General features: G+C 43.5%; 12 protein-coding genes. 3 read left to right on the top strand and 9 right to left on the bottom strand.

Annotation, left to right across the window (positions count from 1 at the left end):
* From ACKI5B_RS07720 to ACKI5B_RS07705, 4 genes are all read right to left on the bottom strand, one after another.
* Positions 1–901 (bottom strand): hypothetical protein (locus ACKI5B_RS07720; RefSeq protein WP_407427452.1); only part of this gene is annotated, 901 nt, incomplete at its 3' end.
* A 197-nt stretch (positions 902–1,098) separates the two neighbouring features.
* Complete coding sequence (locus ACKI5B_RS07715; RefSeq protein ID WP_407427450.1) at positions 1,099–2,364, bottom strand: argininosuccinate synthase; 1,266 nt, start codon at positions 2,362–2,364, stop codon at positions 1,099–1,101.
* Between the two features lie 110 nt (positions 2,365–2,474).
* The gene (locus ACKI5B_RS07710; protein WP_407427448.1) at positions 2,475–3,488 is read right to left on the bottom strand and encodes a formylglycine-generating enzyme family protein; all 1,014 of its coding nucleotides are present in this window, start codon (positions 3,486–3,488) and stop codon (positions 2,475–2,477) included.
* A gap of 31 nt (positions 3,489–3,519) precedes the next feature.
* Positions 3,520–4,725, bottom strand: a complete 1,206-nt coding sequence (locus tag ACKI5B_RS07705) for a formylglycine-generating enzyme family protein (RefSeq protein WP_407427446.1) — start codon at positions 4,723–4,725, stop codon at positions 3,520–3,522.
* 225 nt (positions 4,726–4,950) lie between these two features.
* Here ACKI5B_RS07705 and ACKI5B_RS07700 point away from each other — a divergent pair, with 225 nt between their 5' ends.
* The 3 genes from ACKI5B_RS07700 (at position 4,951) to ACKI5B_RS07690 (ending at position 7,870) form a co-directional block, all read left to right on the top strand.
* Complete coding sequence (locus ACKI5B_RS07700; RefSeq protein ID WP_407427444.1) at positions 4,951–5,766, top strand: formylglycine-generating enzyme family protein; 816 nt, start codon at positions 4,951–4,953, stop codon at positions 5,764–5,766.
* A gap of 1 nt (position 5,767) precedes the next feature.
* Positions 5,768–6,847, top strand: coding sequence for a hypothetical protein (locus tag ACKI5B_RS07695; RefSeq protein WP_407427443.1), 1,080 nt, complete (start codon positions 5,768–5,770; stop codon positions 6,845–6,847).
* A 108-nt stretch (positions 6,848–6,955) separates the two neighbouring features.
* Positions 6,956–7,870, top strand: coding sequence for a winged helix-turn-helix domain-containing protein (locus ACKI5B_RS07690; protein WP_407427441.1), 915 nt, complete (start codon positions 6,956–6,958; stop codon positions 7,868–7,870).
* Positions 7,871–7,949: 79 nt separating this feature from the next.
* Here the strand turns inward: ACKI5B_RS07690 and ACKI5B_RS07685 are convergent, their stop codons facing one another.
* The 5 genes from ACKI5B_RS07685 to ACKI5B_RS07665 all read right to left on the bottom strand — a co-directional run.
* A complete protein-coding gene (locus ACKI5B_RS07685; RefSeq protein ID WP_407427439.1) occupies positions 7,950–8,717 on the bottom strand; it encodes a hypothetical protein in 768 nt (255 codons plus the stop codon).
* 122 nt (positions 8,718–8,839) lie between these two features.
* Positions 8,840–11,467: a bifunctional acetaldehyde-CoA/alcohol dehydrogenase gene (adhE, locus tag ACKI5B_RS07680; RefSeq protein WP_407427437.1), complete on the bottom strand. Its 2,628-nt coding sequence runs from the start codon at positions 11,465–11,467 to the stop codon at positions 8,840–8,842.
* Positions 11,468–11,498: 31 nt separating this feature from the next.
* Positions 11,499–12,431: a M28 family peptidase gene (locus ACKI5B_RS07675; RefSeq protein ID WP_407427435.1), complete on the bottom strand. Its 933-nt coding sequence runs from the start codon at positions 12,429–12,431 to the stop codon at positions 11,499–11,501.
* Positions 12,432–12,462: 31 nt separating this feature from the next.
* Positions 12,463–13,617, bottom strand: coding sequence for a molecular chaperone DnaJ (gene dnaJ / locus ACKI5B_RS07670; protein ID WP_407427433.1), 1,155 nt, complete (start codon positions 13,615–13,617; stop codon positions 12,463–12,465).
* 192 nt (positions 13,618–13,809) lie between these two features.
* The coding region (locus tag ACKI5B_RS07665) for an Hsp70 family protein (protein WP_407427431.1) at positions 13,810–15,088 on the bottom strand (1,279 nt) is incomplete at its 5' end.

Here is a 15,088-nt window from a genome sequence, read left to right as displayed (position 1 = left end):
TTTTTTCATAATCAAATTCTTCAATAAAGGTGTCATTTTTTTCGACTGCGATAGATTTTTTTAATTCAAGAAAATTTGAAACTGGTTCTATTGAAAGAGCATTTTCAGCAGTACAATTAAAAAAATCTGAAAAATGACTGTTCACATAAAGACATTTCCAGTCATCATCACAAAAAACAATTCCGCTTTTTAATGTATCAACAACAAAGCCCAAAGATTTTCTGACAATCCTTCGTGGAACAAGAATAAAAGTTATATAATAACAGACAGGAACAACTATACAATATAAAAAAACAGAAAAATCAATCGGTAAATCTGCCCCGCCTTTTAAAACTGCAGAAGAAAGCATAAGAAAAAGCATTAATAGCACTGAATAATATCTGGCTCTTAAAAAAGAAACTGATTTGACAGTTTTGATTAAAACTATAGTAACACAGTAAATGTAAAAACTAAGTCCGATTGCCATATGAACATAAAACAAAGAAGTCGGCTTTATTACAAAAAAGCCGTAAGAAGCAAAAATCACAGGGTTAATTGAAAAAATGATATTGTTATGAATATTAAAAATAAATAAAACAGTTACCAGAACTGTAAAATAATAAATAAATTTATAAAAAAGTGTGCTGAAACGTTTTACCTGTGTAAATCTCTGACAGAATTCAGTTAAAAAAACTGCAAGCCAGGAAACAGAAATAAAATATACAGTAAAAAAAACAGATGCAAAAAATGGAGTTGGTGCAAACGTTGTACAAATATGTGAAAGTAAAGAAAATGAAGCAGGTATTAAAACTTTTTGAATACTTCTTGAAATAGGTGTAGGATTTTTGCCTATTTTTTTAAAGACAACACCAATTAAAAAAACTACGGCTATTACAAAAGCAGAAAAACAAATCTTTATCATCAAAAACCCTTCAGATAGACTTTAACACAATTTTTCTAATCTAACAAGAAAAAAAATCCCCGCACGGATGCACGGGGATTGCGGGGAAGCCGCACGCAAGGATGCGTGCACAAAGCCCAAGAAAGTTCTGTTTGCCTTCAGGTGAACAGAACTTTCTTGTTAGAATCAAAATTACATGGATGTAATTTTGATTCTGCTTACTCCGTCGGGCGTTTTTTAAGGTTTTTGCTTTCTGTAATAGCTCTGCCTTCACCAACCTTCTGTTCCATCATAGCGCGTACTTTGAGCGGGAGACCAAACAGTGTGATGAAGCCCTGAGCGTCCTTGTGGTTGTAAAGTTCGCCGGTTGTGAATGAAGCCATGTCCTCGTTGTAGAGGCTGTATTTAGAGCCTGAACCTGCGGCACGGATCTGACCTTTAACGAGCTTAACTTTAGTCCAGCCGGTGACAGTCTGCTGTGTAGAATCGACGAATGCCATGAGAGCGTCATAAAGCGGAGTGAAAACCTTTCCGTCGTAAATCAATTCTGCAAGGCGGAGAGAAACCTGTTGCTTATAGTGATATGTGTCGCGGTCAAGGCAGATGTGGTCCATCATGCGGTGAGCGAAGTAAAGGATTGCTCCGCCCGGTGTTTCGTATACGCCGCGGCTCTTCATGCCGACGCAGCGGTTTTCGCAGATGTCAACCAGGCCGACACCGTTCTTTCCGCCGATTTTGTTGAGTTCAAGCATTAAATCAAGCCCGTTCATTTTTTTGCCGTTGACAGAAACAGGAATACCTTTTTCCCATTCGATTGTTACATACTCGCCTTCTTCAGGAGCTTTCTCTGGAACGACAGTATTTTTGAGCATGTGAGGATAGTTAGGCTCGTTCTCAGTCTTTTCAAGCTCAAGACCTTCGTGGCTGATGTGCCAGATGTTCTCGTCGCGAGAGTAAGACTGGTCTTTTTTCATTGGAACTTCAAGACCACGGTCCTCAAGGAATTTGATTTCTGCCTCGCGACTGTCCATGTTCCATTTGTCATCGCGCCATGCAGCAATTACGCGGAGATCAGGTGCAAAAGCCTTGATTGCAAGTTCAAAACGAACCTGATCGTTTCCTTTACCTGTAGCACCGTGACAGATTGCAACAGCACCTTCCTGGCGTGCATATTCAACCAAGATTTTTCCGATAAGAGGACGAGCTGTTGAAGTTCCGAGAAGATATTCGTCTTCGTAAACAGCATTTGCCTTGAGGGCAGGCCAGATGTATTCTTCGATGTATTCCTGTCGTGCGTCAACAACATAGCAGGCAGAAGCACCGGTTTTGAGGGCACGGCCTTTGATTGCTTCCCAGTCATCGCCCTGACCAACATCAATACAAACAGCGATAACATCGTAATCGTAATTTTCTTTGAGCCACGGAATGATTACCGTTGTGTCCAATCCACCTGAATAAGCCAGGACAACTTTCTCTTTTGCCATATTATTTCTCCTGTATGCAAAATTTTGCAACAAAAATGAATATTTATGCAGAAATAGTAGCGTTTAGTAGAAAAATATGCAATAGATATACACTGACAACCATCATTCTGCTACTCATCCGCACCTTCACCGGAATCTGCCCCGCTGCAGCATGAACCGCCACTTTCAGCTCCGTCTCCGCCACCACTAGAACTATGTTTTTTACCGGTTGATTTTCCTGAAATAGTACGCACAACCCTGAATCCTACGGAACTTCTTCGTTCAGAAGGATAAAGGCTGTCTCTTGCAGAAACCTCACAGTATTTTACCTCGGAATCAAAGCCGCCACCACGCAAAACACGTTTTTCACCGGAATCTGCTCCTAATTCTCCCGTTGAAGAACTTATCTCACCGTACCAGTCCCAGCACCATTCCTTGACATTTCCTGCCAGGTCATAGATAAAAATGGAATTTTCCTTCTTTTGTGCTGGAGTGTGGATTGCAGAAGCTGAGTTTGCCTTGTACCAGGAAACAGAATCAGCACTGTTACTTCCCGGGTATCTTGTCTGATTCTTTGGGATTCCGCCGTCTCCGCCACGGGCAATGTATTCCCATTCGGCTTCAGTCGGGAGCCGGTAACCGTCCGCGCTTTCGTTAAATTCAATCTGCGTCCAGAGATTTTCCGCATCGTCCGGGGCACGGTATTTTCCAGAAGCGTTTTTGCAGCTTTCTGCTCCCGGAAAAAATGCCGGATTTACGCTTCCGTCAACAGAATAGGCCGGAGTAAGTCCTTCCCTCACGCTCAAAAAATTGCAGTAAATTATGGCGTCAAACCAGCTTACATTGAAGGCCGGAAAATTTTTGCCTTTTCCCGTATCTTCGTCAGGAGCAACTTTATAGCAGCAGAAACGCTCGTATTCTGACTGCGTAACTTCATGGTCGCTTACCCAGAGGCTGTTTATGTGGACCGAACGAGACGGAATAAAAACATAGTCATCATCCGAATTTGAATATTCAAGGCTTCCAGTAACGTCTGCTCCGTTAATTTCTTCATAAGGGTCTGGAATTCCGGCTTCCTGAACGCAGGAAAATAAAATCAACGAGACCAGAGATGCGCATACTGTCATGTAAGTTTTTTTCAGCATAATTCTCACTCTTTCCTCTGTTGAATAGACCTTATTCTGCGTTGCGTACAAGGCGGAACCCGAGGAAGGCATAGAAACATCCGCATCCGCAGTCCTTGTTGCATTTCCTGCTTCGGCGGCTTTCCGGGACTTTGTTCTTTATGTTTGAAACATAATTTTCGTATGCCGTGCCTTCCTGATGAAGAACTTTTTCTTCATCAATCAGAGAAAGAGATTTCTCAGAAATTGCAGAACCACCGCGCAAGACACGGGTATAATAAGCAGTTCCGTTAACCTGAGCAGGAGCTGCCGGACCAGAAGCAGGAGTGTTTGAGTCAATATCTCCGAAAAGATCCCAGACCCATTCAGAAACATTGCCGGCAAGGTCATAGATTTCGTTTACAGCCTTTTTTGTCTTTACAGGATGTGTAGTTAATTGTGCGTTACCTGCATACCATGCAACTTCGTCTATCAGGTTGCCTCCCGGATATCTTGTCTGTTCAGGGAACTTTCCCTTCTTTCCGCCTCGGGCAATGTATTCCCATTCGGCTTCTGTCGGAAGACGATATCCGTCAGCATTTTCGTTGAATTTTACGGCGTTCCATAAAGCTATGGTTTCAGTGTTGGCATTTTCACCAGTAACAGGTTTGGGAGCCGCATACTTTCCGTTTTCTTCTATTATTCCGGGCCACTTTCTGGGGTCTGTTTCGTCCATGCCTTCAACCTGAATGCTGTAAACAGGAGCATATCCTTCCTCAATGCTCCTGAGGTTTGAGTAAACCAGAGTGTCATACCAGCTTACTCCATAGGCCGGATAATTGTTTCCAAGCCCGGAGTTTTCAGAAGGTTTTGTTTCTGTATTACTGCTTCCGTATGCATTAAAAATCGCCTCATCTCCAATGCTTTTCGGATTGCTCATTTTTGCCCCGCTGTTCATACCCTTTACAGGACCATCTTCAAAAAAGTTATATTTCTGAAATTCCTGCTGGGTAACTTCATGGTCACTTACATAAAGGTTTTTGATTGTTATACTTCTTCCTTCAATAAAGACTTTTGAGTTTTTCACCCCCCTGCTTTCTGCGTCTTCGGAATTTTCTACTTTTACCAAGCCGCCTTCAATTTTTACAAAGCCTGAGGCAACATAGTCATAATGGCTTTCGCCTTCACCACTGTCATGTTCGCAGGAAGTAAGCGCAGAAAATAAAGTCAGGGCCGCAAAAGAGACGGTCATTACATTTTTTGAATTAAATCTTTTCATATTTCCTCCAGAATACATTTGGTAATTTGTAAGGAAACATTAAAAAATAGCCTGCGTTTTGCCAACAGACTTTTGACGCAAGACTCTAAACGGAATCTAAACAGAGATAAACAGAAAGTAAAAATTATAACCTAGTTATAAACTAGGTTATAAAAGCCTTGTCCACCATTTTTTTTATAAATAGACTGTCACGTACATTTAAAAAAATAAAAATCTGGAGGTTTTATGAAAAAAATTCTTTTTGGAGCAGTCTTACTGTTTTTTGGGCTGGAAATTTCTTCTGCAAAGGACAACGTATATTCTTCCTTTGTAAATGTTGAGGGAGGAACTTTTGAGATGGGAAGCTCAGACTCAAATGCAAAGAGCGACGAAAAAGTCCACACGGTTTCCGTAAAATCCTTTTCGATTTCAAAATATGAAGTCACGAGAAGCCTCTATAAAAAAATTACAAAAAAATCGCCGGGTTATTTTACATGCGGCGGAACCTGCTGCGATGATCCAAGCCTTTGTCCAGTGGAAAACGTTACCTTTCAGGAAGTGCTTGAATTCTGCAATGCCTTGAGCAAAAAAGAAGGCTTGCAGAGTGCATACATAAAGAAAGAAGGTGAAAACTGGGAGTGGGACAGAAAAGCAAACGGCTACAGGCTTCCCACCGAGGCTGAGTGGGAATTTGCCGCCAGAGGCGGAAATTCAAGTCAGGGCCACGTTTATTCTGGAAGCGGAAAGCTCGGTGACGTGGCCTGGTATCTTGGAAACAGCGACGGCTTTCCCCATCAGGTTGCAAAAAAAGAAGCCAACGAGCTTGGACTTTATGACATGACGGGAAACGTCTGGGAATTTGTATGGGACATTTACGGTGAATACGATGACTCCATAAAGGAAAATCCATCCGGACCGGAAAAAGGACGGAACAGGGTTCTCAGAGGCGGCGGCTTCAACGATGTGGGAAGTCTCCAGAGAGTAAGCGCAAGATGGCAGCTGCGTCAGTCAGGTTACTGCGGAAATTATGCAGGCTTCCGTCTTGCAAGGAATGTTGACTGATATGAAAAAGACGATTTTACTTCAGGCACTTTTGCTGCTGATTTTTGAAGGCGCTGTTTTTGCCCAGACATTGACCTTTACAAACACCTTTGGAGGAAATGTCGATAACCTTAGCTCCTCAGACTTCATCCGCTATTTAAAAGACGAAAACGATGAATTTCAGAAAAAAAAGTTTTCAATTGGAGAGCGCGCGCAACTGGACCTCTCTTCCCCTGAACTTGACGGCCGAATCCGACTTGATCTGGCAAGTCTGGACGCAAAAGAAGATGAGGATGAGGATGAGGATTTTTCTCTGGACTTAAAAGGCTACCTGGGCTTCAAGCCTGTAAGTTTTGCCACCCTTCTTGCAGGAAATTCCTTCTTCTCAAAATTCGTCATTCCGGCTTCTTACCTTCCGGCAAACGACGAGTATACCATTCACGGAAAGCTTACCGGTGCCGATGGAGCAGGAATTCTTTTACAGGCGGCAGGCTTCCGTCTTGGGGCAGCAACAGAACCTGGTGAAGAGGCGGTATTCAACTTTGGCGCGTCCTATGAACTGAAAAATGACTTTAACATAGGAGCCACCGTCCAGAACATTACCGACAAGGCCGGAAGTTTTGGTGTTTTTGCTGGGTTCGATGCAATACATGCCTTCAAGGTGGCAGGCGGCTACATCCGAAATTACAAAGGTGCATACCTTCAGAATACAAAAGACGCCCTGCAGCTTTCCTTGCAATGGATTTTAAGTGGAACAGGTTTTTCTGTATATGCAGAAGGACTTTTGGGACTTACAAACGACATTGGAGACGGCTCAGGCAACCGCTATTACGACACTAAATTTCCCTGGTATACTGCCGCAAGGCTTCTTTACAAACTGAATGAAGACACAAGCTTTTACCTGAAGGGCACTGCAGGCTACGAACTGAAATCCAGCAAGGCTGGTGAAACGCTTACAAGGTACCAGCTCTACCCGCATTTTGACCACAAGACAAGCATGGGAACATTCCGATCTGGAGTTCGATTCAGCTTTACCGACAAAAGGCAGCTGACAGCCGTTTCAATTCCCGTAAGCTGGTATTACAGTTTCAAAGTGAAATAGTAACGAGAAAGAAAAACTAAAAAATCTTTATTTTCCTATTTACCCAGTAGGTTATTATATGATAAAATCCCCTTGCAAATTACCAAGCTTGTTAAGGGGATTTTCATCGTGAATTTAAGGAATAAAATTGCAATCACGAATTTCTGCTCTGTAATAATTCCCCTGACAGTGATTTTTACTGTTGTTTTCATCAAATCAGGGAAACTTCACCCGGCGAAAAGCGAAAAGTTTTCTTCGGCAGAAGTCATACATCATTTTGAAGAAAATGTCTCAAAGCTCACCTCAACCAATGTTTTTTCAAAGACCGGGGAAAATTACATTTCTTCTTCAGCAGCAGCCTTAACAGCTGAACTGGACTCAATAGGCTTTCATTTTAAAATTTTTACTGAAAAGGCTGAATTTTTTAACAATTTAACGGAAAAAGAAACTGAGCTCATTTCTGAATTTCAAGAGGATTTCCTGAATGAAAATAAGGATGACAGGCTCGTCTTTTTTTCAAGGGCGGACGGTAAGAACCTGATTTATAAAAAAACTTCATCAAAAGAAGTGATTGCACTTTATGACCCAAGCCACGCCGACAAAAAATCACTGAACTCAGTCCTTCCAATTTCGTTTTTAAATTATGAAATAATAGTGATAATCGTTTTTTCAGTTGCCCTTTTTGTAATTTTAGTAAGTTTTCTTTCAAATTACTGGATTCAAAAATCCCTGCTGGAAACAAAGGAAAAAATCACCTGCGGAAAATTTACGATTTATCTGAGCACCATGAAGGTCTTTGTCGGAGGAAAAGAAATCGAGCTCAAGCGGCGGGAATTTGACCTTCTTGCATTTCTGGCGATTCACAGGGGAGAAGTTTTTTCAAAGGCTGATTTACTTGAAAATGTCTGGGGAATGGATTCCACCGCAAATGAGCCGACTGTAGCCGTCCACATAAACCGTCTCAGGGAAAAGATTGAAAAGACACCGGAAAATCCCCGCTATCTCAAAACCGTGTGGGGAAAAGGCTATGTCTTTGTTCCCTAGCCTGTGAAGGAAACGAGCCCCCCCTGCAGCAAGGATGCAGGCGAACATCTTCGCCGTCACTCCCAGCACAACAGCAGTTTTATCCAAAAATCTCTTTTTTATGAAGGCTTCCAAGCTCGTGAGCAGCCTCCACAATTCCAAGATTCTCGTGATTTTTCATAAAATCCTTCAGGTCAATGGAAAAGCGGTTCATGGAAAAATGCTGGAAGACGAAAACCTTGTTCCAGGCACAATCTTCTCCGTAGGCATTTTTGAGCGCGTCCCGATATTCAAGGAAAAGCCCTTTATTTTTAAGCTCGGCATAGCCTACAAGCCAGAGTTCAGGAGCAATTCCCCCTTCACCACTAGCCCGGCACAACTTCTCGTGAAGTTCCGCAGTTTTTTTAGCCATAAAAACCTGACTATCCTTTACAAGCTCGCGAATCTGGGGGCATCCGTTTTTAATCAGGTGTTTCAAATGCGATGTCTTTGCCGTATGGACGGGAGTTTTATTCAGAATAATAACGTTCTTACGAAAGTCAGTATTAAATTCAGTGTTTTTCTCAAAAAAACCGGCCGCAATCTTTCCGCTCTGCCCCACTAGGTATTTTTTGTTCTTCTCCCTTTGCTCGTCTTTGCCCGGATTATCTCCAATCACAATCATGCGGATTTCGCTCGCCTCAGTAATCTCATCAAGAGCCGTATTATAAACGACAGGGGTTTCCAGCGGATATTCAGGAGTATCTTTAAGACGGGCTTCAATCTGAAGAGGTTTTAAAAGTTCGCCAAAAGAAGAATTAAGCGAATCACAGTAAGAGCGGAAATCATTTCGAAAAGCAGAAAAAATCTGAAACTGAGCTGGAGTCATAGAAATATTATAAAAACACCCCGCCACTTTATTCAAGCAGCAGGGTGCAATATCAAACAAAAGCCGCAAGAAACTTCTGTTTACCTTTAGGTGAACAGAAGTTTCTTGTCAGGAAAAGAACTTTAGTTCTTTTCCGTAAATTCTTCCGTGTAGTAAGCGTCTGTGAGAATCTTCTTCATATCTTCAACGAGCGGTACACGAGGGTTGACCGGTGAACACTGGTCTTCGTATGCAAGGTATGCAAGCTTTTCGACGTTTGCAAGATATTCTTTTTCGTCGAGGCCCTGCCCCTTGAAGTTCATGACGATTCCAAGTCGTTTTCCAAGCTCACCACAAGCCTTAGCGTAAGATTCTACGCCTTCTTCAACTGTTTTAGCTGGAAGCCCGAGCATGCGGGCAAGTTCACAATAGCGTTCAGCTGCCTTGTAATAGTTGTATTTCGGCCATGTTGAAAGCTTGTCAGGCTGAGTTCCGTTGTAGCGGATTGTAAACGGCAAGAGGATAGCGTTAGCCCGTCCGTGCGGAACATGGAATTCACCGCCGATTTTGTGAGCCATTGAGTGGTTCATACCGAGGAACGCGTTTGCGAATGCCATACCTGCAAGACAAGAAGCGTTGTGCATCTTTTCTTTTGCTTCAGGGTCGTCCTTGCCGTTGTTGTAGCTTCGTTCAAGGTACTTGAAGACCATTTTGATAGCCTGGATACACAAACCGTCTGTGTAGTCGTTTGCCATTGTAGAAACATAAGCCTCAGTTGCGTGGGTGAGAACATCCATACCTGTATCGGCAACGATTTTCTTAGGCAGGCTGTAAGTGAATGTCGGGTCAACGATAGCAATTGTCGGTGTGAGAGAATAGTCAGCGAGAGGATACTTTTTGTGCTCCTCTTTGTCCGTGATAACAGCGAAAGGAGTAACCTCTGAACCGGTTCCTGATGTTGTCGGGATACAAACGAGCTGAGCTTTTTTGCCAAGGTCAGGGTAGCGGAAAGCACGCTTACGGATATCCATGAACTTCTGTTTGAGGTCGTTGAAGTCAACTTCCGGGTACTCGTAGAAGAGCCACATGCCCTTTGCACAGTCCATAGAAGAGCCACCACCTAGAGCGATGATTGTGTCCGGGGCGAATGTGCGCATAAGTTCAACACCTTCGCGTACAGTCTGAATAGAAGGATCAGGCTCAACATCACAGAAGAGCTGGTACTGAACAGGGTCACGGCGGAGCTTGAGCTGGTCAGTGATTTTGTCAACGAAGCCAAGCTCAACCATAGAGCGGTCTGTTACGATGATAACTTTATGAACATCCTTCATCTGATGGATGTATTCGATTGAATCACGCTCAAAGAAGATTTTTGACGGTACTTTGAACCACTGCATATTATTTCGTCTCCTGCCTAATTTTTTGATGTTCAAAAGATTTACTGCGCTTACGTTGTCGTCTGTTGAGTTGTGTCCGTAAGAACCGCAGCCAAGTGTGAGTGACGGAATGAATGCGTTGTAAACATTACCGATACCGCCGAAGGTTGAAGGAGAGTTCCAGATTACGCGGATTGCAGGAACCAAATCGCCGAATTTTTCTGCAAGTTCTTTGTTTGAAGTGTGGATTGCAGCTGAGTGACCAAGACCGCCGAATTCGAGGAACTGCTTGGACTTGTTAAGACCGTCTTCTGTGCTTGAAGCTTTGAGGACAGCCAAAACCGGTGAAAGCTTTTCGCGTGTAAGCGGCTCGTTAACTCCGACTTCTTTACATTCTGCAAGGATAATGCTTGTGCGCTCAGGAATATCGAAGCCAGCGTTTTTAGCAAGAACAACCGGATTCATGCCCGGAACAACAGCATTGAGTTTTGCAACGCTTGGGTCGCCGTCTACGCCGAACATGTATTTTTCGAGCATTTTCTTTTCTTTATCGTTACAAAGATATGCGCGGTACTCTTTGAAGGTTTTGATTGCGTCGCTGTAGATTTCCTTGTCGATGATTGCGCCCTGTTCAGAAGCACAAATCATGCCGTTGTCGAATGCTTTTGACATTACGATGTCGTTAATTGCCTGTTTAAGATTACAGGTCTTTTCGACATAAGCCGGAACGTTACCTGCACCAACACCGAGGGCAGGTTTACCCTGAGAGTAAGCAGAGCGAACCATTGCGTTTCCGCCGGTTGCGAGAATTGTTGCAACTCCTTCGTGACCAATCAAAAGATTCGTTTTTTCGAGGGAAGGCTCTTCAATCCACTGGATACAGTCTTTTGGAGCACCCGCTGCAACTGCTGCATCATAAACAACCTTTGCGGCTGCGATAGAACATTTGATTGCGCTCGGGTGGAAAGAGAAGATGATTGGATTTCGTGTCTTAAGACAGATGAGAGACTTGAAGATTGCAGTTGATGTAGGGTTTGTAACAGGAGTAAGACCTGCAACAACTCCGACTGGTTCTGCAATTTTTACAATACCTGTAACATCATCATCTTCGATAACGCCGACAGTTTTAAGATGACGCATGTGGTTAACGACATATTCACATGCAAAAAGGTTTTTTGTAGCTTTATCTTCAAATACACCGCGTTTTGTTTCTTCTACGGCAAGTTTTGCAAGGGATCCATGATGATCAAGGGCTGCAACGCTGGCTTTTGCAACGATGTAGTCGATTTTTTCCTGATCGTAAGAAGCGTAAGCCTCAAGCGCTTTCTGAGCTTTAGCAACAAGAGTGTTGATTTCTTTCTGTGGTTCTGAAATTTCTTTGTTTTCTTCAGCCATTATTTTCTCCTCTAAAGAATATAAGATTATTTTAACACATATTTTTTAATTCGGCTAATGAATTTAATATTTTCTTCAATAATTTAAAACTTTCTTTAGTAATGCTGAAAAAATTGTCATATTCTGTATGAAAAAGCCGCCAGGTTAAAGGCATTTTTTCCTGATATTTAAATTTTTGAATCGAAAGGTCAATTTTGCTTGATACAGAAGAATCAATCCTGCAGTTCATTACGGCTTTTTCAAGATTTTTATCAGACATTAAGTTTTTGTAATAAAAAGCAGCTTCTTCCTTCGGCAAAAATGTAATTGCAACGGCAGGGATTCCGCAGGCAAGAAATCCGGCATTGTCACTGTAAGGAACCGGAAGACTCATCCAGGAATTGGTTGCCGCAAGTTTCAAAAGATTTTGAGTCCGCTCGTACAAATCCATGAACTTCTTTTTGAATGCCCCCGTGATTTTTGAATCAATTCCAGCCCTCGCAAGAACGGCGACCTCTCCCCGCCCGCACGCATCGAAGACATAGACATCATCATTCACGATTCCAAGTTTTCTGAACAAGTCGGCGAGGGCAAAGGCTCCCTGGGAAGAAACACCCTCTGCCCCAAGCTCTTCTCCGTCCGTGAAAAAAATCCGGATATTGTGGACTTTCCTTGAATTGAAAAGTTTCGCCGCAAAGTCAGCAATCGCAAAATTCGCAAAGGAATTGTCGTTCGCACCTGGGCTGCCTTCCACACGGTCATAATGAGAAATTATCGTTTTGATTTTAAACATCGGATTGTATGCAGAAGACGGAAAATTTACATAAAGATGTTTTTTGTCTTCAAGTGTAATTACTGAAGTAGAAACTCCGCGCTCAGAAAAATAGTCTTTTAAAAAATTAAGCCTGTCACAGCCGGGCTCAATGTATTTCTGAAAGGAAACAGAATCAAAAATAATATCACTCGAATCAGACAGGCTTTTCATATAAAGATTATCGGCAGGATAATCAGTTTTTTTATCGGCTTAAACTTGAAAGCGGAACACATCCAGGGGAAGTTGTAGCATTTTCGATTTTTGCAAATTCTTCCATGAGGTGTTTCTGCTCACTTGTAAGGTGAGTTGGAATCTGTACGATAATTTTTACGTACAAATCGCCTTTTCTGGCATCACCAAACGGAACTCCTTCACCCTTGATTTTATAAAGCTTGCCGTTTGTTGTTCCGCTAGGCAGAGCAAACTTAATTTTTTTGCCGTCGAGAGAAGTAATGTCGAGAGTAACTCCCAAAGCTGCCTGAGCAAAAGTAACCGGAATTGCACAGTACAAATCGCGTCCGTCGCGTTCAAAGTATTCGTGCTGTTCAACATGGAGAACAACGATTAAATCGCCTGCCGGTCCTCCGTTTGCACCAACGTCTCCCATGCGTGGAATTGCGATGCGTTTTCCGTCATCAACACCGGCCGGAATTGTAAGCGACATTTTTTTGGTGACAGTTTCATAGCCTGTTCCACGGCACTTTGTACAAGGTTTGTCGATTTTAGTTCCGGCTCCACCGCATGAAGGACAGGTCTGCTGAACGGCAAAAAAACCTGCCTGACGGCGAACCTGACCACTTCCACCACAGGTTGAACAGGCTTTTCTTTTAGAGCCTTTAGCTCCTCCTGAACCGCCACATTCAGTACAAGCTTCGTTGTGCTGGAAAGTAATTTCAGCCTTTGTTCCGTAAACGGCATCTTTAAATGAAATGTTAAGGTCGTAGCGAAGGCTCTGCCCCTGCTGCGGCTCATCCGGGCGAGAGCGGCGGGAAGACCTTCCGCCTCCGAAAATATTTTCGAAAATGTCGGAAAATCCTCCGCCCATTCCGCCGCCCATATTGCCGAAAAGGTCTGAGAAGTCGTGGAAAGCATGGCTGTATCCAGCACCGCCAGCTCCGCCACCCATTCCGTCAAGACCGGCAAAACCATACTGGTCATAGATTGGACGTTTCTGGTCATCAGAAAGAACTTCATACGCCTCGGTTGCCTCTTTAAATTTTTCTTCAGCTTCCTTGTTGCCCGGATTCCGGTCAGGATGATACTTTACGGCCAATTTTCGGTAAGCCTTTTTGATTTCATCCTCAGTAGCGTTCTTTTGAATTCCTAAAACTTCGTAATAATCTCTTTTCCCAGCCATGATTTTGTAAACACCTATATTTTTAACATTGCTTTAAAAACAACTAAAACGCTCCCGCCTGCAACCTGCCAAAAATCCCACGGAGCTTATTTTTTTCAAAAATAACTCAAGTGGGATTTTGTCAGAACGCCGGCTCCGCGTTTCAGCTGGCTTGGAACGGCAAAAATATGTCGTTCCTAAAATCTTCATAGATTAATGTACTTCGTACTCTACGTCGTCAGCACTGCCCTTGTCGAATTTGCTGCCATTGTTTGAATCAGCACCAGCATTTGCGTCGGCTCCGGCATTTGCACCTGCATCTGCTCCTGGCTGTGCGCCTTGAGCTCCCTGCTGCTTGTAGATTTCTTCGGCGATTTTGTATGAAGCGTTCTTCAAAGCTTCTGTTTTTGCCTTGATGTCTTCAGTGTCGTTGCCTTCGATTGCCTTTTTGAGGGCAGCGAGTGCATCTTCGATTGCCTGTTTGTCGGCATCTTTGATTTTGTCACCGAGCTCTTTCATGCTCTTTTCTGTCTGGTAAACAAGGCTGTCTGCTTCGTTTTTAACATCGATTGCTTCACGCTGTTTTTTGTCTGCTTCAGCATTTGCTTCTGCATCTTTTACCATGCGGTTGATTTCTTCTTCGCTCAGGCCGCTTGATGAAGTAATCTGGATGTGCTGCTCTTTTCCTGTTCCCAGGTCTTTTGCGCTAACATGGACGATACCGTTTGCATCGATATCGAATGTAACTTCAATCTGTGGAACGCCGCGTGGAGCTGCTGGGATTCCGACCAGGTCAAAGTTTCCGAGAGTGCGGTTCTGGCTTGCCATTTCGCGCTCACCCTGCAATACATGGATAGAAACTGCTGTCTGTCCGTCGGCTGCAGTAGAGAAGACCTGGCTCTTCTTTGTAGGAATTGTTGTGTTTCGTGCGATGAGCTTTGTCATAACGCCGCCCATTGTCTCGATACCAAGTGAAAGTGGTGTAACATCGAGCAAGAGGATGTCTTTTACATCGCCCTGCAAAACGCCGCCCTGAACTGCAGCACCGATTGCAACTGCTTCATCCGGGTTGACAGCACGGCTTCCTTCTTTTCCGAAGATTGCCTTTACGATTTCCTGAACTTTTGGCATTCGGCTTGAACCACCGACCAAAAGAACTTCGTCGATGTCGCTTGTTGAGATGCCTGCATCAGCGAGTGCCTTGCGGCATGGCTCTTTTGTGCGCTCGAAGAGGTCATCTGTCATTTTTTCGAATTCTGCGCGAGAAAGGCTTCTCTGCAAATGTTTTGGACCTGTTGCATCTGCTGTGATGAACGGAAGGTTGATGTCAACAGTTGTCTGGTTTGAAAGAGCGATTTTTGCCTTTTCTGCTTCGTCACGAAGACGCTGCAAAGCCATTGCGTCTCCACTCAAGTCGATTCCTGTGTCTGCCTTGAAGCCTGCAATAAGCCAGTTTACGATAGCACGATCCCAGTCGTCACCACCGAGGTGA

It is taken from the genome of Treponema sp. (genome assembly GCF_045657965.1).
Taxonomy (GTDB): Bacteria; Spirochaetota; Spirochaetia; order Treponematales; family Treponemataceae; genus Treponema_D.
Note: the sequence above shows the minus strand (reverse complement) of the source record. Positions and strands in the feature narration are given on the sequence as shown.